Source organism: Streptomyces sp. NBC_01320, assembly GCF_035974375.1.
GTDB classification, from domain to species: domain Bacteria; phylum Actinomycetota; class Actinomycetes; order Streptomycetales; family Streptomycetaceae; genus Streptomyces; species Streptomyces yanii.
Genome location: NZ_CP108390.1, coordinates 8,833,586 through 8,853,807 on the forward strand (window position 1 = coordinate 8,833,586; position 20,222 = coordinate 8,853,807).

The 20,222-nt window shown below is 70.2% G+C and carries 19 protein-coding genes and 3 pseudogenes; 10 read left to right on the plus strand and 12 right to left on the minus strand.

Annotated features, from left to right (window positions below; translation table 11 throughout):
* The first annotated feature begins 4 nt into the window (after nucleotides 1-4).
* The 5 genes from OG395_RS40130 (at nucleotide 5) to OG395_RS40150 (ending at nucleotide 5,547) form a co-directional block, all read left to right on the plus strand.
* Complete coding sequence (locus tag OG395_RS40130) at nucleotides 5-202, plus strand: hypothetical protein (RefSeq protein ID WP_327247305.1); 198 nt, start codon at nucleotides 5-7, stop codon at nucleotides 200-202.
* Between the two features lie 248 nt (nucleotides 203-450).
* Entirely contained in the window at nucleotides 451-741 is a 291-nt protein-coding gene (gene tatA, locus OG395_RS40135; protein WP_327247306.1) for a Sec-independent protein translocase subunit TatA, read from the plus strand.
* A 61-nt stretch (nucleotides 742-802) separates the two neighbouring features.
* Nucleotides 803-1,753 carry a twin-arginine translocase subunit TatC gene (tatC, locus tag OG395_RS40140; RefSeq protein WP_327247307.1) on the plus strand — a complete coding sequence of 317 codons (951 nt, stop codon included), beginning with the start codon at nucleotides 803-805 and terminating at the stop codon, nucleotides 1,751-1,753.
* 18 nt (nucleotides 1,754-1,771) lie between these two features.
* The gene (locus OG395_RS40145; RefSeq protein WP_327247308.1) at nucleotides 1,772-2,662 is read left to right on the plus strand and encodes a diacylglycerol kinase; all 891 of its coding nucleotides are present in this window, start codon (nucleotides 1,772-1,774) and stop codon (nucleotides 2,660-2,662) included.
* A gap of 50 nt (nucleotides 2,663-2,712) precedes the next feature.
* Nucleotides 2,713-5,547, plus strand: coding sequence for a DEAD/DEAH box helicase (locus tag OG395_RS40150; protein ID WP_327247309.1), 2,835 nt, complete (start codon nucleotides 2,713-2,715; stop codon nucleotides 5,545-5,547).
* Between the two features lie 249 nt (nucleotides 5,548-5,796).
* On the opposite strand, the gene OG395_RS40155 is transcribed toward OG395_RS40150, so the two are convergent.
* The 3 genes and pseudogenes from OG395_RS40155 to OG395_RS58535 form a co-directional block, all read right to left on the minus strand.
* Nucleotides 5,797-6,900 carry an LLM class flavin-dependent oxidoreductase gene (locus OG395_RS40155; RefSeq protein WP_327247310.1) on the minus strand — a complete coding sequence of 368 codons (1,104 nt, stop codon included), beginning with the start codon at nucleotides 6,898-6,900 and terminating at the stop codon, nucleotides 5,797-5,799.
* A gap of 199 nt (nucleotides 6,901-7,099) precedes the next feature.
* Nucleotides 7,100-7,195: pseudogene (locus OG395_RS58530) on the minus strand (allophanate hydrolase-related protein); the annotation flags it as partial.
* Nucleotides 7,196-7,507, minus strand: a pseudogene (locus OG395_RS58535) (DUF1989 domain-containing protein); the annotation flags it as partial.
* Nucleotides 7,508-7,694: 187 nt separating this feature from the next.
* Here OG395_RS58535 and OG395_RS40165 point away from each other — a divergent pair.
* A complete protein-coding gene (locus OG395_RS40165) occupies nucleotides 7,695-8,327 on the plus strand; it encodes a TetR/AcrR family transcriptional regulator (protein ID WP_327247312.1) in 633 nt (210 codons plus the stop codon).
* 118 nt (nucleotides 8,328-8,445) lie between these two features.
* Here OG395_RS40165 and OG395_RS40170 read toward each other — a convergent pair whose 3' ends face one another.
* The 4 genes from OG395_RS40170 to OG395_RS40185 form a co-directional block, all read right to left on the minus strand.
* Nucleotides 8,446-8,883: an SPW repeat protein gene (locus OG395_RS40170; protein ID WP_327247313.1), complete on the minus strand. Its 438-nt coding sequence runs from the start codon at nucleotides 8,881-8,883 to the stop codon at nucleotides 8,446-8,448.
* Nucleotides 8,884-9,004: 121 nt separating this feature from the next.
* Complete coding sequence (locus OG395_RS40175) at nucleotides 9,005-9,964, minus strand: ADP-ribosylglycohydrolase family protein (protein WP_327247314.1); 960 nt, start codon at nucleotides 9,962-9,964, stop codon at nucleotides 9,005-9,007.
* 170 nt (nucleotides 9,965-10,134) lie between these two features.
* Entirely contained in the window at nucleotides 10,135-10,779 is a 645-nt protein-coding gene (locus tag OG395_RS40180) for a fasciclin domain-containing protein (protein WP_327247315.1), read from the minus strand.
* Between the two features lie 99 nt (nucleotides 10,780-10,878).
* Nucleotides 10,879-12,414, minus strand: a complete 1,536-nt coding sequence (locus OG395_RS40185; RefSeq protein WP_327249612.1) for a molybdopterin-dependent oxidoreductase — start codon at nucleotides 12,412-12,414, stop codon at nucleotides 10,879-10,881.
* 279 nt (nucleotides 12,415-12,693) lie between these two features.
* On the opposite strand from OG395_RS40185, the pseudogene OG395_RS40190 reads away from it, so the two are divergent.
* Nucleotides 12,694-13,146 (plus strand): annotated as a pseudogene (locus OG395_RS40190) (NAD(P)-binding protein); the annotation flags it as partial.
* Here the strand turns inward: OG395_RS40190 and OG395_RS40195 are convergent.
* The 3 genes from OG395_RS40195 to OG395_RS40205 are packed head-to-tail and all read right to left on the minus strand — an operon-like array spanning nucleotide 13,144 to nucleotide 15,879.
* Nucleotides 13,144-14,508 (minus strand): cryptochrome/photolyase family protein, encoded by a 1,365-nt coding sequence (locus OG395_RS40195; protein ID WP_327247316.1) that lies wholly within the window; start codon nucleotides 14,506-14,508, stop codon nucleotides 13,144-13,146. The pseudogene OG395_RS40190 and the gene OG395_RS40195 overlap by 3 nt on opposite strands.
* 13 nt (nucleotides 14,509-14,521) lie before the next feature.
* The gene (locus OG395_RS40200; protein WP_327249613.1) at nucleotides 14,522-15,280 is read right to left on the minus strand and encodes an anti-sigma factor; all 759 of its coding nucleotides are present in this window, start codon (nucleotides 15,278-15,280) and stop codon (nucleotides 14,522-14,524) included.
* Nucleotides 15,281-15,294: 14 nt separating this feature from the next.
* Nucleotides 15,295-15,879: a sigma-70 family RNA polymerase sigma factor gene (locus OG395_RS40205; protein ID WP_327247317.1), complete on the minus strand. Its 585-nt coding sequence runs from the start codon at nucleotides 15,877-15,879 to the stop codon at nucleotides 15,295-15,297.
* A gap of 207 nt (nucleotides 15,880-16,086) precedes the next feature.
* Between OG395_RS40205 and OG395_RS40210 the strand changes: the two genes are divergently transcribed.
* The 3 genes from OG395_RS40210 to OG395_RS40220 all read left to right on the plus strand — a co-directional run bounded on the left by OG395_RS40210 (nucleotide 16,087) and on the right by OG395_RS40220 (nucleotide 18,741).
* Nucleotides 16,087-16,749: a PadR family transcriptional regulator gene (locus OG395_RS40210; RefSeq protein ID WP_327247318.1), complete on the plus strand. Its 663-nt coding sequence runs from the start codon at nucleotides 16,087-16,089 to the stop codon at nucleotides 16,747-16,749.
* Nucleotides 16,750-16,951: 202 nt separating this feature from the next.
* Nucleotides 16,952-17,965, plus strand: a complete 1,014-nt coding sequence (locus OG395_RS40215; RefSeq protein WP_327247319.1) for an ATP-binding cassette domain-containing protein — start codon at nucleotides 16,952-16,954, stop codon at nucleotides 17,963-17,965.
* Entirely contained in the window at nucleotides 17,962-18,741 is a 780-nt protein-coding gene (locus OG395_RS40220; protein WP_327247320.1) for an ABC transporter permease, read from the plus strand. The genes OG395_RS40215 and OG395_RS40220 overlap by 4 nt, the downstream gene beginning before the upstream one ends.
* Nucleotides 18,742-18,761: 20 nt before the next feature.
* On the opposite strand, the gene OG395_RS40225 is transcribed toward OG395_RS40220, so the two are convergent.
* On the minus strand, nucleotides 18,762-19,232 hold the full coding sequence (locus tag OG395_RS40225; RefSeq protein ID WP_327247321.1) for an ABA4-like family protein: 471 nt from the start codon (nucleotides 19,230-19,232) through the stop codon (nucleotides 18,762-18,764).
* Nucleotides 19,229-20,191, minus strand: coding sequence for a hypothetical protein (locus OG395_RS40230; protein WP_327247322.1), 963 nt, complete (start codon nucleotides 20,189-20,191; stop codon nucleotides 19,229-19,231). Before OG395_RS40230 ends, OG395_RS40225 begins: the two co-directional genes overlap by 4 nt.
* Nucleotides 20,192-20,222: the final 31 nt, after the last annotated feature.

A 20,222-nucleotide genomic window follows, 5' to 3' on the forward strand; every position in this document is an offset into this window, starting at 1 on the left:
GCGCATGTTCTGGCCCATGCTCGCCATCGCCCTGGGATTCCTCGGGATCGCCGTCCTCGGCGTGCTGGCCGTCAAGGTGTTCGTCGAGGCCCAGCGCCTGGGGCGACAGGTGACCCAGACCACTCGGCGCATCAACCGGGCGGCCGAGGATCTCGAACGGGCCGCAACCGATCTCGCCGCCACCGGCGAGGCATTGCGCTGACACGGGCCAGGAAGCTGTGAGCCGGACCGGTCGATCGTGGCGGGCGGGGCCTCCTGTTTCTCAGGTTCGGAGGGTACGCTGCTGGTGGCGGCCCTGAGAGCGAGGCGTGGGCCGTAATCGCAAGGATGCATGGGTATTGCCCTGCGTTTACTCCTGCGGGATACGATCGCTGACAGTACGAAGATCGGACGTCTGTCCGACGCTCGATCAGCCCCACCCCTGCTGCCTCGGTGAGAAGGTACACGCATATGTTCGGAAGGCTCGGCGCTCCCGAGATCATCCTGATCCTCGTCGTCATTGTTCTGCTGTTCGGCGCGAAGAAGCTTCCTGACATGGCTCGCTCGCTCGGCAAGTCGGCCCGCATCCTCAAGAGCGAGGCCAAGGCCATGAAGTCCGAGGGTGCCGCGACAGCCACCCCCGCGGACCCGCCGAACGATGCCGCCCAGGACCAGACCGCCCCGCGCACCATCAAGGCCGCGCCCGGCGATGTGACGAGCTCGCGTCCGGTTGCCGAGCCGACCGACTCGACCAACCGCTGACAACCGGGCCGACGCAGGCGCCGTGATGGTGACGGCCTGCTGCACGAGATGAGGACGTGGGTTGCTCAAGTCTGCCCGCAAGCAGGAGACGGACCCAGAGGGCCGCATGCCCCTGGTGGAGCACCTGCGAGAGCTGCGTAACCGGCTGGCGAAGGCTCTGCTGGCGATCGTCGTCGTCACGATCGTCGCCGCGTTCTTCTACAAGGGGATCATCGAGTTCTTCACCGATCCGGTGCTGAAGGCGGTCGGTTGCGAGTCGAGCTTCGCCGAACTCGCAAAGAAGGAGGACGGCACCTGTGCGCGCATCGTCCTGAACGGTCTGCTGACACCGTTCACCCTTGCGCTCAAGGTCTCCCTCATGGCGGGCGTCGTTCTTTCGTCGCCGATCTGGCTCTACCAGCTGTGGGCGTTCATCGCCCCCGGTCTGCACAGGCACGAGAAGAAGTACTCGCTCGCCTTCGTCGGCGCGGGCTTCCCGCTCTTCCTCGCCGGTGGCTTCTTCGCGTACAAGACGCTGCCGACGATGGCCAAGGTCCTGCTGGACTTCTCGCCGGCCGGCCTGGACAACCAGCTGCCGCTCGATGACCTGCTGGACCTGATCACGCGCATGGTGGTGGTCTTCGGGCTCTCCTTCGAGCTGCCGCTGCTGCTCGTCATGCTGAACCTCGGCGGGGTCATCACCGGCAAGCGGATGCTCGGCTGGTGGCGCGGGATGATCATGGGAATCACGGTCTTCGCCGCCCTGGCCACGCCCAGTACGGACCCGCTCACCATGCTGGCCCTCGCCGGGCCGATCTGGGTCCTGTACTTCTGTGCCACGGCGCTCTCGCTCCTCAACGACCGCCGCAAGGCACGGCGCGCGGCGGAGGGACCTGGTGATGACGAGGCGTCGGAGCTGGATCTGACCCCCGAGGACATCGGTGAGATCGAATCGGTGTCGACGGGCGGGTCGCTGCCCGCACAAGCGGGGCCGGACCGTGACCGGGTGAACGGTTACGACGACATCACCTGACCTTGTAGGGTCCCCCGGGTGACCAGCGAGATCACCCTCTTCGTCAATCCCACCGCAGGACGCGGCCGGGGCGCGCGCGCCGCGCAGCCGGCCGCTTCCGCGTTGCGGGCCGCAGGATTCTCCGTACGCACGGTGCTGGGCGAGGACGCCGACGACGCGCTGCGGCGGGCCCGTGAGGCCGTCGCGGGCGGGACCGGTGCGCTGATGGCCGTGGGCGGGGACGGCATGATGTCCCTCGCCCTCCAGGCCGTCGCCGGGACCATGACACCCCTCGGCGTCGTCGCCGTCGGCACCGGAAACGACTTTGCCCGCGCTCTCGGCCTGCCGATACGGGACCCGGCCGCCGCCGGACGGCTCGCGGCCGAGGCGCTCAAGGGCGGCAGCATCCGGGAGATCGACCTCGGCAGGGTCGGGGAGCGATGGTTCGGTTCGGTGCTCGCCTCCGGCTTCGACTCCCGGGTCAACGACCGGGGCAACCGGATGCGCTGGGTCGGCGGGCGGTTCAAGTACGACCTGGCGATCCTCGCCGAACTCGCCGCCTTCAGGCCGATCCCGTACCGCATCAGGCTCGACGGCGGACCGGTCCAGGAGATCGAGGCGACGCTCATCGCCGTGGGCAACGGGTCCACGTACGGCGGCGGGATGCGGATCTGTGCGGACGCCGTCATGGACGACGGGCTCTTCGACGTGACCGTCGTCGGGGACTGCAGCCGTACCACCCTGCTCAAGGTGTTTCCCCGCGTCTACAAGGGAACGCACCTCGGTCATCCCAAGGTCACCGTGCATCGGGTCTCGTCGATCGAGCTGGTCGCGGCCGGTGTCACCGCGTATGCGGACGGTGAACCGCTCGGCGCCCTGCCGCTCACCGCAGCCTGTGTGCCGGGCGCGGCCAGGGTTCTTGCACAGTGAATTAAAGATCGCGCTGACTGTCGGAGGTGACGGGTAGGCTCGTAACCAAGATGACAGAGGACCTCTCACCAGCTGAGCGATACCAGGCTTTCCGGATCCGCGCCGCCGAGCAGGCCACGGCACTCGCGCCCTTCCGCGAGTTGTACGAGTTCGGTCTGGACCCGTTCCAGATCGATGCATGCAAGGCCCTGGAGGCGGGTAAAGGGGTGCTGGTCGCGGCCCCGACCGGGTCGGGCAAGACGATCGTCGGCGAGTTCGCCGTGCATCTCGCGCTGCGTCAGGGCCGCAAGTGCTTCTACACCACCCCCATCAAGGCCCTGTCCAACCAGAAGTTCACCGATCTGGTCAAGCGTTACGGCGCGGACAAGGTCGGCCTGCTGACCGGCGACAACAGTGTCAACGGGGACGCACCCGTGGTCGTCATGACCACCGAAGTGCTGCGGAACATGCTGTACGCGGGCTCCCAGGCGCTCCGTGGCCTCGGCTATGTGGTGATGGACGAGGTGCACTACCTCTCCGACCGCTTCCGTGGCGCGGTGTGGGAAGAAGTGATCATTCATCTGCCCGATTCGGTGACCCTGGTGTCGCTGTCGGCGACCGTGTCCAACGCCGAGGAGTTCGGCGACTGGCTGGACACCGTCCGCGGTGACACCGAAGTCATCGTCTCCGAAAACCGGCCCGTGCCGCTCTGGCAGCATGTCCTGGCCGGCCGCCGGATGTACGACCTCTTCGAGGAGGAGACCGACCATGGCGGCCGCGGCGTCGGCCGCCGCGAGGTCAGTCCCGACCTCGTCCGGCTCGCCCGCATGGAGAACCAGCGCGGATACAACCCGCGCGAGCGCCGCCGCGGAAAGATGGTGCGGGAGGCCGACCGCGAGCGCGAGCGACGCCAGCGCAGCCGGATCTGGACCCCGTCCAGGCCCGAGGTCATCGACCGGCTGGACGCCGAAGGTCTGTTGCCCGCCATCACGTTCATCTTCAGCCGGGCCGGCTGTGAGGCTGCCGTGCAGCAGTGTCTGCAGGCCGGACTGCGGCTCAACGACGACAGCAAGCGCCGCCTGGTGCGGGAGATCGTCGAGGAGCGGACCGCGTCCATCCCACCCGAGGATCTCCATGTCCTCGGCTACTACGAGTGGCTCGAAGGTCTGGAGCGCGGCATCGCCGCGCACCACGCGGGCATGCTGCCGACCTTCAAGGAGGTCGTCGAGGAACTGTTCGTACGCGGGCTCGTCAAGGCGGTCTTCGCGACGGAGACCCTCGCCCTCGGCATCAACATGCCCGCCCGATCGGTGGTCCTGGAGAAGCTCGTCAAGTGGAACGGCGAGCAGCACGCCGACATCACCCCGGGCGAGTACACCCAGCTGACCGGGCGTGCCGGGCGCCGGGGGATCGACATCGAGGGCCATGCGGTGGTGCTGTGGCAGCGCGGCATGGACCCGGGGGCGCTCGCCGGGCTCGCGGGTACGCGTACGTATCCGCTGCGGTCCAGCTTCAGGCCCTCCTACAACATGGCCGTGAACCTGGTGCAGCAGTTCGGGCGGCACCGGTCGCGCGAACTGCTGGAGACCTCGTTCGCCCAGTTCCAGGCCGACCGCTCGGTCGTCGGGATCTCCCGGCAGGTGCAGAAGAACGAGGAGGGTCTCGAGGGCTACCGCGAGGGCATGACCTGCCACCTCGGTGACTTCGAGGAGTACGCACGGCTCCGCCGTGACCTCAAGGACCGGGAGACGGAGCTCGCCAAGCACGGCGCGTCACAGCGCCGGGCCGCCGCAGCCGCGTCGTTGGAGAAGCTGAAGCCGGGCGACGTCATCCATGTCCCGACCGGGAAGTTCGCCGGGCTGGCCCTGGTGCTGGACCCGGGGCTGCCCGCCGGGCGGGCCAACACGCATCGCGGGCTCGAATACCACGACGGGCCGCGGCCGTTGGTGCTCACCGCCGAGCGGCAGGTCAAGCGGCTCGCGTCGATCGACTTCCCCGTGCCGGTCGAGGCGGTGGAGCGGATGCGGGTGCCGAAGTCGTTCAACCCGCGGTCGCCGCAGTCGAGGCGCGATCTGGCGTCGGCCCTGCGGACCAAGGCAGGGCACATCGTGCCGGAGCGGCACCGCAGGGGGCGGGCCGAGGCCGCGGACGACCAGCAGATCGCCCGCTACCGGGCCGAGTTGCGGGCCCACCCGTGCCATGGGTGCAGCGAGCGCGAGGACCATGCGCGGTGGGCGGAGCGGTACCACCGGCTGCAGCGGGACACGAAGCAGCTGGAGCGGCGGATCGAGGGGCGGACGAACACGATCGCGCGCACCTTCGACCGGATCGTGGCGCTCCTCACCGAGCTCGACTATCTGCGGGGCAATGAAGTCACCGAGCACGGGCGGCGATTGGCCCGGCTCTACGGCGAACTGGACCTGCTGGCCAGCGAGTGCCTGCGGGCAGGGGTCTGGGAAGGGCTGAACCCGGCGGAGCTCGCCGCATGCGTGTCCGCGCTGGTGTACGAGGCGCGGCAGGCGGACGACGCCGTGGCGCCGAAGCTGCCGTCCGGGCCCGCGAAGACGGCGATGGCCGAGATGGTCCGTATCTGGGGACGACTCGATGCCCTGGAGGAGGACTTCAAGATCAACCAGGCGGAGGGGGTCGGGCAGCGGGAACCCGATCTCGGATTCGCCTGGGCCGTCTACATGTGGGCGTCGGGGCGCACGCTGGACGAGGTGCTGCGCGAGGCGGAGATGCCCGCGGGGGACTTCGTACGGTGGTGCAAGCAGGTCATCGATGTGCTGGGGCAGATCGCGGCCGCGGCGCCGCCGGGCGCGGGCGCCGGGTCCGTCGCGCGCACTGCGCGCAAGGCAACGGATGCGGTGCTCCGGGGGGTTGTCGCGTACAGCTCGGTGGGGTGACGGGGTGTGCGCGGCGGGTTCGGTTGACCGGGCCTTGGGTGGGGCGCCTGCGGCGGTCCTGCCAGAGCCCGCCCCTTACCGCCGTACCTGATGTGCGGCTCCGCCGCCGGGCGGGGCTCTGCCCGGGGCTCCGGTCCTCGGACGGCCGGACGGGCTGCATCTGCCGGGCAGATACAGCCCGTCCGCCGATCGAGAACATGTGCCGGCCTGTCCGGCGTAGGAGGACCGGGGGCCGAGGGCGGCCCCCGGTTACGCGGCGCCCGTGCGCGTGGCGTCCCGCTTGGCAACTTCCTCCCGGACGATCGGGATGACATGCCGGCCGAAGTCGATCGCGTCGTCGAGCAGGTCGTAGCCCCGGGCGGACAGCACTTCGACACCCAGGTCGTAGTAGTCCAGCAGTGCCTGTGCGACCGTCTCCGGTGTGCCCACCAGAGCCGTCGAGTTGCCCGCGCCACCGGTCTCGGCGGCGGTCGGCGTCCACAGCGCACGGTCGTGGCGCTCGCCCTGGGCGGCGACAGCGAGCAGCCGTCGGGAGCCCGCGTTCTCCGGGTTCCGGAGCGGGTGGCGGCGGTCGTAAGGTGCGCCCGCCCTGCGGGCCTTGATCCGGTCGAGCGTCCGGTGCGCCTTCTCCCAGGCGAGTTCTTCGGTCGGTGCGATGATCGGGCGGAAGGCGACCTGGATCTTCGGGACGTCGGTGCGTCCCGCCGCCTTGGCAGCCGCTCGGACCGCGGCGATCTGCTCCGCGGTCTCGGCGAGAGGCTCCCCCCAGAGGCAGTAGATGTCGGCCTCTGCGCCCCCTGCCGCGTAGGCCGCCGGCGAGGAACCCCCGAACGAGACAGGTGGGTGGGGCTGTTGGACGGGGAAGGTGTCGCTCACGAAGTCGTTGAAGCGGTAGTGCGTGCCCTCGTGGTCGAAGGGCTCGTGCGAGAGCCAGGCCTTCTTGATGATCTGGATGGCCTCGCGGGTGCGGGCGTACCGCTCGTCCTTGGTGAGGAAGTCGCCCTCGCGCTGCTGCTCGTGATCGTTGCCGCCGGTGATGAAGTGCACGGCGAGGCGGCCGTCACTTATCCGGTCCAGGGTGGCGAAGGTCTTCGCGGCGAACGTCGGGTACGAGACGTTGGGCCGGTGCGCGACCAGGATCTGCAGGGTGTCCGTGCGGGCCGCGATGTAGGCGGCCGCCGGGGACGGGTCGGGGGAGCCCGAGCCGTAGGCGAAGAGCACCCGGTCCCAGCCGTGGTCCTCATGCGCGCGTGCCAGCTTGAGCGTGTATTCCTTGTCGAAGGACGCCCCGGAGCGGGGCGTCACCTCGGATCCTTCATTGGTTGCTGCGATGCCGAGAAATTCGACGGGCATGGCGAAGCCTCATCTCCTGCTGTGATGAACCGGTCGGGTGGTGCACGGTGCTGACGCGCTGACGTATGAGCAGTCAGGGACGACACGAGGCCGACCACACTCGACCGAAGTCGATGTGGTCGCGGGTGACCAGCCGCAGCTGAGGACGCATCCGCTCAGTGGAACAGGCGGAACGGCAGGGCGTCAACCATGTGTCCGGTCAGCGGTCGAGGTAGGCGCGCCGGCCGCCGTGCGCCGTGATGTCCGTGGCGTCGCGCAGGGCGTAGGGCTCGCACAGGAAGCCGGGGACCGAGGTGCCGTCGGCGAGACAGGCGTTCCACTGGACCTTGACCGTGTCGGCGGTGTTGAGCCGCTCCCAGGGCCGCCCGTCCAGGTACAGCAGCAGATGGGCGCAGGCGTCGCATGCCAGATCGGTGAGCCGGAGTTCGGCGCCGCGGGCGAGCACCCGGTGCGTGTAGTTGCCCCCTGCCAGGGTCTCCGCCCGGACGGGCGTGGCGGGGGCGGCCGCGGGCCAGTCGCTCGCGGGCACCACCGGCATGGTCCCGGTGCGGGTGCCGTGCTGCGCACGGGCGTGGTCCCGGGCTCCGTGTGTCGTCGCTGTCGCCATGGCTGGACCGTCCGGCTCGACGTGGCTGTGCCGATCGCGCCCGCCCGCCGCGCGTCCCGGTCGCGTGTTTCTGTCGTGCGACAGAAATTGGGGTGCGGACGCGTCGGGCCCATCGCCCGTCCGTTGCACAGGAGTTACTGAGCGCTCACCAAGATCGGGGCGGGCGCGGATGTGCGACGATCGGCCCATGTCCACCACCGGGAGAAGGGCCGGTCGGCCGCGCGCGCAGCAGCGCGCGGACAGCGGCATGTCCGCGCGCGAGGAACTGCTGACCGCCGCCGCCGAGTTGTTCACCACCCGCGGATACGCGGCGACCACCACCCGGGCCGTCGCCGAACGGGCGGGCATGCGACAGGCGACGATGTACCACTACGTCGCGGGCAAGGAGGACCTCCTCGCGGAGCTCCTGGAGTCCACGGTCACCCCGTCACTGGCCCTCGCCGCGAAGCTGCTCACCGACGACACGGCGACCGCCGAGGAACGGCTCCGGGAGCTCTGCCGCTCGGACGTGGCGCTGCTGTGCGGCGGGCCGTACAACCTTGGTGCGCTGTACGTACTGCCCGAGGTGCAGGCCGAGCGGTTCGCCGGGTTCCACCGGGTGCGGGCGGAGCTGAAGGAGGCATATGGGACGCTGCTGGCGGCGACCCGTGCGGGGGCAGCGCTGGACGAGCAGGAACTGGCACTCCGGACCGACCTGGTCTTCGGACTGATCGAAGGCGTGATCCTGGTGCGCCGGTCCGGACCGGAACGGCCGGTGGCCGCGTTCGCCGAGGCGACGGCGGATGCGGCGCTGCGCATCGTGGGCGCGGAGCGCGCGTAGCCCGCGCACAGTTGCTGGTGGACCTGGCACCCCGCGGACCTTCCCCGGTCGCGTCTCGGCCGGTCCGCTGCGTGCGGACCGGCCGAAAGCTCACGCTCCTTCGTCGTTCAGTGACCCGCTAGGTCCGATTGCTCTTCGCCGCCGCTCCGGCACAGACCAGCCCCAGCAGTAGGGTCAGACCGCCGATGATGACGTTGTTGAGGATGACGCCCCTGTCGGGGCTGCTGCCGACGACCCACGGCGAGACGATCATCCAGATGCCCATGGCGCAGATGGCCCAGCTCAGGCCGTACATCCGTTCCGGCATCGCCGTGAACCCGAGTCCCAGCACCGCGATCGCGATTCCCATGATCAGGTTGTGCTGCACGAGGGTGGGCTGGCTTGCGGAGAAGTGAAGTACCCAGGGCGAGACGGCGCAGTAGAGGCCGACGAGGAACACCGGTCCGTCGACGAGCGCCACATCGCGACCACCCAGCATGCGGGCATAGCGCTCCCGCATTTCGGAAACATCCGGGTGGCTGGTGATGTCGGCGCGGGTGTGCGAGACGTTGGACATGAGAGTCGTCTCCTTCGATCCTGCAGGCCCGACCGTGGTGTGAGGGGGTGTGCTGTAGGCGCCTGCTCCACCATTCTGCGCTTATCTCAGCCTTATGTGTACATTTCGGACCACGTGAATCCTATGATTTCCGGGCGTCCAGGCGCCCGGCCAGGGCCGCCAGCTCGGGTGTGCGCAGGACCCGGTCCCCGTACCCCGGCAGTGGGACGTGCAGGGGATCCGTCCAGCGTGGCGGGATCGCGCCCATGCCGTACACCGCCCCGGTCAGAGCGCCGGTCACGGCCGCGACCGTGTCGGTGTCCCCGCCGACGTCGATCGCCGCTGCCAGCGAGGCTTCGAAGCCATGTGTCGTGCGCAGCGCCCAGACCGCCGTCCCCAGGCACGGCCACACCGCCCCGTTGAACTCCGTCGCCAGACCGGGATGCCAGTCCGGTGCGAGGACGGTCGCCCAGCGTTCGCGCCGGTCGCCGCGGACGTCGGCCAGGGCGCCCGGCACGGCTGTGAGCGGGTCGTCGCCGTTCAGCGCCACCCGGATCAGCTCGTGGAGGACGGCGGTGCCTTCCCAGGCGGCGCCGTCGCCATGCGTCAGTGCTGCGATCCGGCGGGCGGCGTCCATCGTCGTGGCTCGCGCCGCCGGCTCGGGGCCGTCGGTCCGCGCGAAGTACACGGCGGAGGTGGCGGCCCGCATCAGCGAACCGTTGCCCGCCGCGCGCCCGTTGACCTGGAAGTGCAGAGCGGCGGCCCGGTCCCAGGGGTCGCCGTTCGTCAGGACGTACTCGGTCTGCAGACCGATGTCCTTCGGCTCACCCGCGGCCCACCGTCGGAACCGGTCGAAGATGTCGGGCAGATCGAGCCCGTGCCGCTCCAGCAGCGACTCACCGACCAGTACGGCCATCTGCGTATCGTCCGTCGCCTCGCCCGGAGCCCAGCCACCGCCCCCGCACATCGTGCCGACACCGTCGGGGAAGCGGTCCGCGTACACACCCGCGGGCCCGAACTCGAACGGCGCTCCGAGCGCGTCGCCGACCGCCGAACCGACCACGGCGCCCACCACGCGGTCCTGTCTGCCCCCATGCTTCATGGCGGCATCCTAAGGGCTGTCCGGCAGGGAGACCGACCTGCTCCGGTACGCGCGATATGCCGCGCCCACCAGCACCGTCGCGGGCCGGCGCGGCCGCACACGGCACAGACCGGCCGGGGCGCTGACGCGACCCCGGCCGGTCCGTGGTGTCCCTGTGGTGCCCTGTGGAGCTACTGCGGGGGCATCAGGACGGTGTCGACGATGTACACCGTGGCGTTGGCGGTCGGGACATTGCCGCAGACGACCTTCGCGCTGTCGTTCACGGTGTAGGTCATGCCCGAGCCGGAGGTCGTCAGCCTGCCCTTCTCCAGCGTGGCGTAGGAGCCGTTCTCCAGCTGCTTCGGCGTCAGATTCCGACCCACCACGTGGTACGTCAGCACCTTGGTGAGCTCCGCCTTGTTCGCCAGCAGCTTGTCCAGGTCGGCCTGCGGGATCTTGGCGAAGGCGTCATTGGTCGGCGCGAACACCGTGATGTTCTGCGCGTTGTTCAAGGTGTCGACCAGACCGGCCTTCTTCACCGCGGTGACCAGGGTGGAGAGTGCCGGGTTGTTGGAGGCGGCCGTGGCGACCGGGTCCTTCGCCATACCCGCGAAGCTTCCCGCGCCGTCCTTCGGCACGGACGAACAGGCCGGGCCGAACGGCTCGTTCATCTTCATCGGCTCGCTCGCCGCGGCCGACGGTGATGTCTTGGCCGCACTCGCGGGGGAGCCGGACGAGGAGTCCTTGGAGTCGCTGGAGCAGGCCGTCAGGGCCAGGGGCAGCAGCGCGGCGGCGGAGACGGCAACGGCGGCACGGCGAAGGTGCAGGGTGTTCATGTGATTCTCCAGGAGAGGTGCGCGGGTGCGTGCGACGGTTGAGAAGGGAGGAAGAAACGAAGGAGTGGGGCATGACGGTGCGTGCGGGGAGAGGGCGGGTCAGGAGACGTCGACCACCACCGAGTGCCAGCCGGTCGCACCGTCCGGGACGGTGCCGACGCGTTCGCCGGTCTGAGTGGCGCCCGTCCCGTCGGTCGCACGGACCTCCAGCGTGTGATTGCCGGAGGTGGCCGACCACTCCCACACCCACTGGCGCCAGGTGTCCCGGCTGTCCTCCGCCGCGAGCCGGGCCCGATGCCACGGGCCGCCGTCCACCCGGACCTCCACCCGTGAGATCCCCCGGTGCTGGGCCCAGGCCACCCCGGCGACGGGCACGATGCCGGGCTTCGGTGAGGCGAACGGACGCGGCGTGTCGATCCGGGACTCCGTCTTGACCGGCGCCTGCTGGGACCAGCTGCGCCTGACCCAGTACGCGTCGTACGAGGCGAACGTCGTCAGCTCGATGTCCTTGATCCACTTGCAGGCCGAGACGTACCCGTAGAGTCCCGGCACCACCATGCGGACCGGGAAGCCGTGCTCGAACGGCAGGGGCTCGCCGTTCATGCCGAGGGCGAGGATCGCGTCGCGCCCGTCCATGACCGTCTCGACCGGCGTGCCGATCGTCATGCCGTCGACGGAACGCGCCACGATCTGGTCGGCGGGTCCGCCCTGCGACGGCGGCTTCACCCCGGCCTCGCTCAGGAGATCGGCCAGCCGCACACCGATCCACCGGGCATTGCCGACGTACGGGCCGCCGACCTCGTTGGAGACACACGCCAGGGTGATGTCCCGCTCGATGATCTCCCGCCCCAGGAGGTCCTGGAAGCTGACCGTGAGCGGGCGGGCGACCCCCTTGCCGTGGATCCGCAGCCGCCACGAATCGGCGTCGATGCGGGGCACGACCAGGGCGGTGTCCACCCGGTAGAAGCTCTTGTTCGGGGTGAGGAACGAGCTCAGGCCCCGGATCCGCAGATCCGCCCCGGGCGGTACGGCGGGCGCCGGTGACTCGGGGACCGGGAGGACCAGATCATGCCGTGAGGCGGTGGCCCCGGCCTGCACGGAGGACGTCAGCCGCCGTCCCAGGAACCCCGCACCGGCCGAGGCCGCCGCCGCAGCGGTCGCCGCGATCACGAAACCGCGCCGGTCGAAGGCACCGTCCCCCTGCCCGTCCCTCTCGCCGGCCGCGGGAGAGGGGCGGAGCACCGGGCCGAGCCGTCCGACCAGGAGATGCAGCACCCCTGCGGCCAGTACGGCACCCACCACCGAGGGCAGGGCATCGGCGGGGCTGCCTTCCGGCCGTCCCACCGCCGCCACTGCCCCGACCACGCCGAAGACCAGAACGGCCGCCGAGCCGAGCAGCCGGTGCCGCAGCGCCAGCAGCCCGACCGTCACGGCGAAAACCGCCAGCAGCGCCAGGATGCCCAGTTCGAGCACCAGCTTGTCGGTCGTGCCGAAGTGCCGTACGGCGAAGTCCTTCATGACCGGGGGAGTGCGGTCGATGACCGCCCCGCCCACCGCCGCGACCGGACCCGCCTCCGGACGTACGACAGCCGAGACCAGTTCGGCCACGGCCAGGGCGCAGAACCCGGCGATCAGACCACTGAGCCCGGCAAGACCGGCACGTGCCCAGCGGGACCGCCGGGACCCGGAGGCCCCGTGCTCCTGCACGTTGTTCTGTTCCTCGTTCACATCCGGTGTTCGTCGCCGGACGCCCGGCGGATTGGTCCGTCACCCGATCGGATGAGAGGCGGTCATCGACCGATCCGTCTCGGTCCCGGCCGCGAATCACCTTCGAGGGGCCCTGTGAGAGGGCCCGTTCGGCGCGCACCGGGCCCGCCCGGGGCGGGCCGGAACCGAGGGCCCGGAGGAACCGGCATGGCACGGAATCGACGACGGGCAGCCGTGGTGGGCAGCGGCATGGCAGGACCGACCGCCGCGTATGTGCTCGGTCAGGCGCACGAAGTACCGCCGTACGAGTCGGACGAACGGACCGGCGGTCATGCGCACACCCATGACCTCGCCGCCTCCGACGGACGGATGCACCGCGTCGACTCGGGGTTCATCGTGCACAACCGGCGTACGTACCCGTACCTTCTGCGGCTCTTCGCCGAACTCGGGGTGGCCACCCAGGAGTCCGAGATGAGCATGTCCATACGGTGCGAGGGGTGCGGCATCGAGTACGCGGGCGGCCGCTGGCCCGCCGGACTCCTCGCCCGGCCGCGCACCGCACTGCGCGTCTCCTGCCTCCGGATGCTGGTCGAAGTGCCGCGCTTCCACCGGGCGGCGAGAGCCGAGAGCCGAGAGCCGGCAGCCGGTGGTCAGCTGTCAGCCGAGGCCGCGCGCCCGTTCGAAGCGGGCGCGGGCCTCGGCCAGATCCACCACCGGCTCCGGATAGGCGAGCCGGGCCCGGTCCGGGCCGCTGAGCTTCCACGGCTCGTGCACCGCAGCGCCGTCCAGGCCCGCCAGTTCCGGCACCCACCGCCGTACGTACGCGCCCCGTGGATCGAACCGCTTGCCCTGGATCAGCGGATTGAGTACACGGTTGGGGCGGGTGTCCGTACCGGTGCCCGCCACCCACTGCCAGTTGAGCTGATTGTTCGCCAGGTCCCCGTCGACCAGGAGATCCAGGAAGTGCTGCGCGCCGACGCGCCAGTCCACGTACAGCGTCTTGGTGAGGAAACTCGCGACCAGCATCCGGCCCCGGTTGTGCATCCAGCCCTCGTGCGCCAGCTGTCGCATCGCCGCGTCGACCAGCGGATAGCCGGTGAGCCCGGCACGCCACGCCTCGATCTCGTCGGGGTCGGACCGCCACCGGTCGCCGCGCGGACGGTAGTCGGCCCACGCGGCGTCCGGCCGGGCGGCGAGAACCTGGTGGTGGAAGTCCCGCCAGGCCAGCTGCCGTACGAACGCGTCGGCGCCCGGCCCGCCCTTCTCCCGTGCCCGGTGCACCAGTTCGGCCGCGGAGAGGCAGCCGAAGTGCAGAAACGGCGACAGCCTGGATGTCGCGTCGCCGGCGAGGTCGTCGTGGCCGGTCCCGTAGTCGGCCATCGGGCCGTGCAACCAGGAGGTCAGCAGCCTGCGCCCTGCCGTCTCGCCGCCCTCGGCAAGTCCCGGGGAGACGCCCGTCACCTCCGCTCGGGTCGGCAGCGGTGCGGACGTCGCCGTGTCCGGCACCCGTACCGTCCGCGGCCCGGTCAGTGTGCCCCGTACCCCCGCCGCCTCCCAACGGCGGAAGTAGGGGGTGAACACCGCGAAATGGTCACGGCCCGCCGGGACGACCAGGCCCGGGGCGAGCGCGGTGACCACCGCGTCATGGACGTGCAGGGCGCAGCCGACAGCCCCGAGAGCCGTACGCAGGCGCTCCTCGCGTTCCCTCGCGTACCCGCTCACCCCGGCCGCGATGTGCAGACTCTCCGCGCCCGTCTCCGCGACCACGGCGCAGGCCCCGGCCACCACGTCGGCGCTGCGGACGACCAGCCGGCCGCCGCGGCGGCGCAGCCCCGCGTCGAGATCGACGAGGCAGTCGGCGAGGAACGCCCGTCGGTTCGGCGCGTCGAAACCGGTCCGGCGGATGCCGTCGTCCTGGACGAAGAGGGGGACGACGGCATCCGCGTCGCGCACCGCGGCGTGCAGAACGGGGTTGTCGTGCAGCCGCAGATCGGAGGTGAACAGCGCCACCGAGACGGTCATGGCAGGGAGCCCCTCATGCGGTCGGGAAGGTCAGCAGTGCCAGTGCAGCGGACGTCGGCTGCACGGAGCCGCCGGCCGGCTCGACGGTGATTCCTATGCCCGACGCGCCGTCGACCGGCCCGTCCAGCAGCACCGTGTCGCCGCCCGTCGTCGCCCGGTTCATCAGTCCCGCGGACCGCATGGTCCCGTGGTCGTCGAACCACAGCTGGTACACCTTGCCGTGGGACGGCGGCTCCATCCCCGAGGCCACGAACACGGCCCGGTTCTCGCTCCGGGAGACCACGACCGTGCCCTTGGCCCCGCCCTTCAGCGCGCTGGACTTCGCCTTCGCGTCCGGCGCCGCGAGAACCCGCGCCACCTGCTCGCTCTGCTGCTGGGCCCGGTGCGCTTCCTGCTGTGCGTCCCGGGCGACCTGGTTCTGCCACACGGCGATCCCGCCGAACCCGGCAGCGGCGACCAGAGACGCGGCGAGCGCGAACTTCGGCCAGCGGCCGGTCCGCTGGACGGAGACGGCCGAGCGGGGGCGCCGGGCGCGGGACGGGGATTCCTGCCGTACGGTCGTGATCTCCCGCAGCACCCGGTCGCGCAGCTCGCGCGGCGGGGCCGCGGACACCGCGAGCCCGAGCCGGGTGGCGGTCTCGGACAGTTCCCGCACCTCCACGGCGCAGGCCTCGCAGTCGCCGAGATGGCGTTCGAACTCCCCGCGCTCCGCGTCCGGCAGCGCGTACAGGGCGTAGGCGCCGGTCAGCGTGTGCAGTTCGGCCCCGCTCATGCGATTCACCGTGTTCATGCGCTCACCCCGAGGCAGTCGCGCAGCCGGATCAGTCCGTCGCGCAGTCGTGTCTTGATCGTCCCGAGCGGTACGGAGAGGAGTTCCGCCACTTCGCGGTAGGTCAGGCCGCGGTAGTAGGCGAGTGTGACGGACTGTCTTTGCAGCTCGGACAGGGTCCGCATGCAGCGGCGCACCTGCTCCCGCTCCAGCCGGCTCTCGACCTGCTCGGTGACCTCGTCGAACTCCGGCGTACGGTCCAGCAGTGCCGCCCGGTGCTCCCGGGCCGTCGTCGCCTCGACGGAGCGCACCCGGTCCACCGCCCGGTGATGGGCCAGCGTCAGCACCCAGTTCATGGCGCTGCCGCGGGAAGCCCGGAAGCGGGGGGCGGTCCGCCACACTTCCACCAGCACTTCCTGCGCCACCTCCTCCGACTGTGCTGGGTCGCGCAGCACACTCCGTACGAGACCGAGGACCGGACCGCAGACCGCGTCGTACACCTTGGCGAACGCAGCCTGGTCGCCGCGGGCGACCAGACCCAGGAGTTCCTGGAGATCGGGCCCCGCCGATGGTGCTTCGCTGATGTGCACGGCTTGTTTCACGCGGGCTTCCTCCCAGGATGCGCATCGGTTCCATGAGGTGATTCGGAGCCGACGGCAGCGCGGATTGGTCAGTGCGTGAAATCTTTCCACGCCGCCGCGAATTCGCGATACATCGTGGTTGACGCGTAAGGGTGCTCGCGATATGTTCGTACACGAGTATTCGATGACGAAGTGATGATCTGACGATGTGAAGGGCGGTGGGGGGCGGTGGCCAAGCGGCGCAAGCTCAGCAATCCACTGGCGCTCACGGTGATGGTGCTCCTCGCCGAGCGGTCCATGCATCCGTACGAGATCGCCCAGACGCTTCGCCGGCGCGGCAAGGAACACAGCGTCAAGATCAATTTCGGCTCGTTGTACACCGTGGTTCAGAACCTGGAGAAGCACGGCTACGTCGAGGTGGCCGGCGTGCAGCGCCAGGGCAACCGCCCCGAGCGCACGCTCTACGGCATCACCGAGGCGGGGCGTGCCGAGATGGTCGACTGGCTCTCCGATCTGCTCGCCGTTCCGGCCGCCGAGTACCCGGTCTTCGAGACCGCGCTCTCGCTGCTGCCGGTGCTGCCTCCGCAGGATGTCGCGGAGCTGCTGGAAACCCGGGAGGCGGCGCTGGCGGTCCAGTCCGCGGCGATGCGGGGCATCCTCGGCGGGCTGACGGAGAAGCTGCCCCGGGTCTTCGTGGTGGAGACCGAATACCAGCTCCACATGATCGATGCCCAGCTGGAGTGGATCAAGAAATTCCGTAGCGAGCTTCTCGACGCCACGATCAGTGGTATCGAGGAGTGGAAGTCCTTCCACGAGACCGGCGAGGTTCCGCAGGACTGGCAGGACCTCGACGAACAGGAGATCGTCCTCGATCCCGAGCGGAAGGCGTAGCGCCAAGCGGTACCGAAGAAAGAGAAAGACCCCGGCAGGGGCTGTTGGAGCAGCGCCCGCCAGGGTCTCGAACCCCGGACCGGCCATGCCGTGAGGGCGAGCCAGGCGATCGAGGTGCGGCACACCCAGGATAGCCCGGCTCTCTTCACGCGGATCGGTTCGGCATGTCCGAACACCCCGCTGACCACAGGAGAGCTCCGACATGAGCACCCGTGCGCCCGCAGTAGAGGCGCGACAACTGATCAAGACCTATCCCGGCGACGTCACCGCACTGAACGGCATGGACCTCACCGTCGGTGCCGGAACGGTCTTCGGACTCCTCGGCCCCAACGGCGCCGGGAAGTCCACCACCGTCAAGATCCTCACCACCCTCGCCCGCCCCGACTCCGGCGCCGCGAGCGTCGCCGGACACGACGTGCTGCGCCACCCCGACCGGGTCCGCCGCGCGATCGGCGTCGTCGCCCAGAAGTCCGGCGCCGACCCGGTCGCCACCGGCCGGGAGAACCTGCTGCTGCAGGGCAGGCTGTACGGAATGAGGGGCGCCGCGGTCCAGCGCCGCGCCGATGAACTGCTGGACCGCTTCGACCTCGCCGACGCGGGGAAGCGGCAGGTCAAGGGGTACTCCGGCGGAATGCAGCGGCGCCTGGACGTGGCGCTCGGCCTGGTCCACCGCCCCGAGGTGCTGTTCCTGGACGAGCCCACCACCGGACTCGACCCCGAGGCCCGTACGGCCATGTGGGACGAGATCGCCCGGCTGGCCGGCGACGAGGGCCTGACCATCGTGCTCACCACGCACTACCTGGAGGAGGCCGACCGGCTCGCCGAACGCATCGCGATCGTCGACCGCGGCCGGATCGTCGTCGAGGGCACCCCCGACGAACTCAAGGGCGAACTCCGCGGCGACGCCGTCCACATGGAGCTCCGCACCGACGCGGACCGTGCGGCGGTCACCGCCGCGCTCACCGGGCTGCCCGGGGTGTACGAGGTGCTGGCCGAGGGCCGCCGGGTCAGCGTCCGCGCCGAGGACGGCGCCGCCGCCGTCCCCGTACTGCTCGGCGCCCTGGACCGGGCCGGTGCGACGGTCGCCGCCGCCACGGTCGCCCGCCCCTCTCTCGACGACGTCTATCTGCGCTACGCCGGACGCCGCTTCTCCGAGGCCGAGGCCGCGGACGCCCAGCAGATCCCCGCCACGGTCGCTGCAGGAGGCGCCCGATGAGCAGTCACGTCATCGCCCAGACCTGGTACATGACCCAACGTCAGCTCATGGCGATCATCAGGCAGCCGGTCTTCCTGGCGATCTCCCTGGTCCAGCCGGTGATCTGGCTGTTCCTGTTCGGCAACCTCTTCAAGAAGGTAGTCGAGCTCGGCGGGTTCGGTACCACGTCCTATCTGGACTACCTGATCCCCGGCATTGTCGTGATGAGCGCCCTCGGATCGAGCATGTGGGCCGGCATGGGCACCCTGGAGGAGATCGAGCGGGGCACGCTCAACCGCTTCCTGACCACCCCGGTCAGCCGGAACGCGCTGATGAACGCCAACGTCGTGCAGAACGGCATCAGTACCGCCGTCCAGTCGGTCATCATCGTGCTGCTCGGCTGGGCCGCCGGTGCGACGTACCCGGGTGGTGCGGGCGGGCTGCTGATCCTGCTCGTCGCCTCGATCCTGCTCGGTACGGTCTTCGGTGCGCTCTCCAACGCGCTGGGGATGCTGGTCCGCCAGCGTGAGTCGATCATCGGTATCAACACGTTCCTGCTGCTGCCGCTGACCTTTCTCTCGTCCTCGTTCATGGCGCCGAGCCAGATGCCGTCCTGGATGCGGCAGATCGCCGACTTCAACCCGGTCAACTGGGCGATGCTGGCGGGCCGTTCGGCACTGACAGCCGAGCCCGACTGGGGACTGGTGCTCAGCCGCGGGGGAGCGCTGCTCGCCCTCGCGGTGGTCGCGGTCTGGCTGTCGACCCGCACCTTCCGCTCGTACCAGAAGTCCGTCTGACGGCGCGTGCGGCCGCTGGGTCAGGAGAGCGCCGCGTCGTGGAACCGGTCCGGGAGGGTCTCCCCGGGCCGGCTCTTCGGCTTCCGGACCGCGCGCAGCACCAGAAAGGCCAGCAGGCCGAACGGTGACAGCAGAATGGTCAGTACCAGTAGAGGGCTCATCACCAGCGCGGGGACACCCAGCCGACGGCCCTCCAGGAACATCCACTGGCCGAGCAGCAGATCCCACGCGATGACCTGCGCCCAGATCGCCCCCGCCCCGTTCGCCAGCACGGTCAGGTCGCGGAACGTGTCGATGTCGGGGCTGCGCACGGCAGTCCACAGTTCGGGGAAGACGGGCACGGCCATCATCAGATACACGGCCAGCACCGGCAGGACGGTCAGAGGGGACGCCGCGAGGCGCGCGGTGGGCCGCCAGTGCGGCGCCAGGATCATGAGCAGCCAGAAGGGCGCTGCCAGCCAGAACGAGACCTCGAAGAGTGCACCGGTCATGCCATGAACTCCTTCTCGACGGAATCCGTGGCGCGGAGTGCGGGAGTCGGCCGCAGCGCCGCATACGTTCCGGCGGCGGTGGCGGCCAGGACGAGTGACGCGGCGGTGAGCGTCGCGCCGTCCGGATGAATCAGTGACTGCCCGCGCAGCGCCTGCCACGCGACGAGGGCGACGACCGCCGCGTACACCCCTGATGCGACGAGCACCAGGCGCAGCCGTACCCGCGGATCGCCCAGCCGGGGAAAGCGCGGGGCCAGCGCCACCAGGGCGAGCAGGAGCAGCGGGAGGAACTGGAGCGCATGCATGCCGACGAAGTGCGGGATGCGCAGATCGCCGCCGGTCGTCGACCAGCCGGTGAGCGGCATCGAGGGACCGCCGTCGGGTACGCCGACGGAGTGTGCGCCGATCACATCCGCGGTGTCGAGGTTCCCGGCGGCCCGCTGCTCGGGAGTCGGCTGAGTCATCACGAAGCCGATTCCCGCGCCCACCAGCGCAATGAACACCCCCGAGCGGATCGCGAGGGCGGCGGCGCGGTCCTGGATACGGGCGCGCAGCAACAGGACCGCGATGACCAGGGTTCCGGTCCAGAGGACGGCGACGGTGACGCCCATCGCGGTGAACAGCCGCTCGTCGAACGGGGTGGCGTGGTTGAAGTGGCTGCGCTTCCCGCGGATGACCTGCGCGGTGATGATCGCCATCTCGGTGAGGCTGGAGACCGCGACCACGGTCCCGGCCCACCAGCCGGTGCGCCGGCCGCGGGTGAGGAGTGTCAGCATCCAGGCGAGCGCCAGGGCGTACGCCACGAACGAGACCGCGAACTTGAAGGGCTTGAACCAGATCGCCGAGCCCGCGAGGACCCGGTCGTCGACCAGGAGTCCCACTCCGGAGATGACGGCCATGACAGCCATCGCCGCGGCGAAGAGGACTAACGGGCGGTGCCAGGAACGCCATGACGGCATGGGTGTACTCCCTGTGAAGACCGAAGATTAT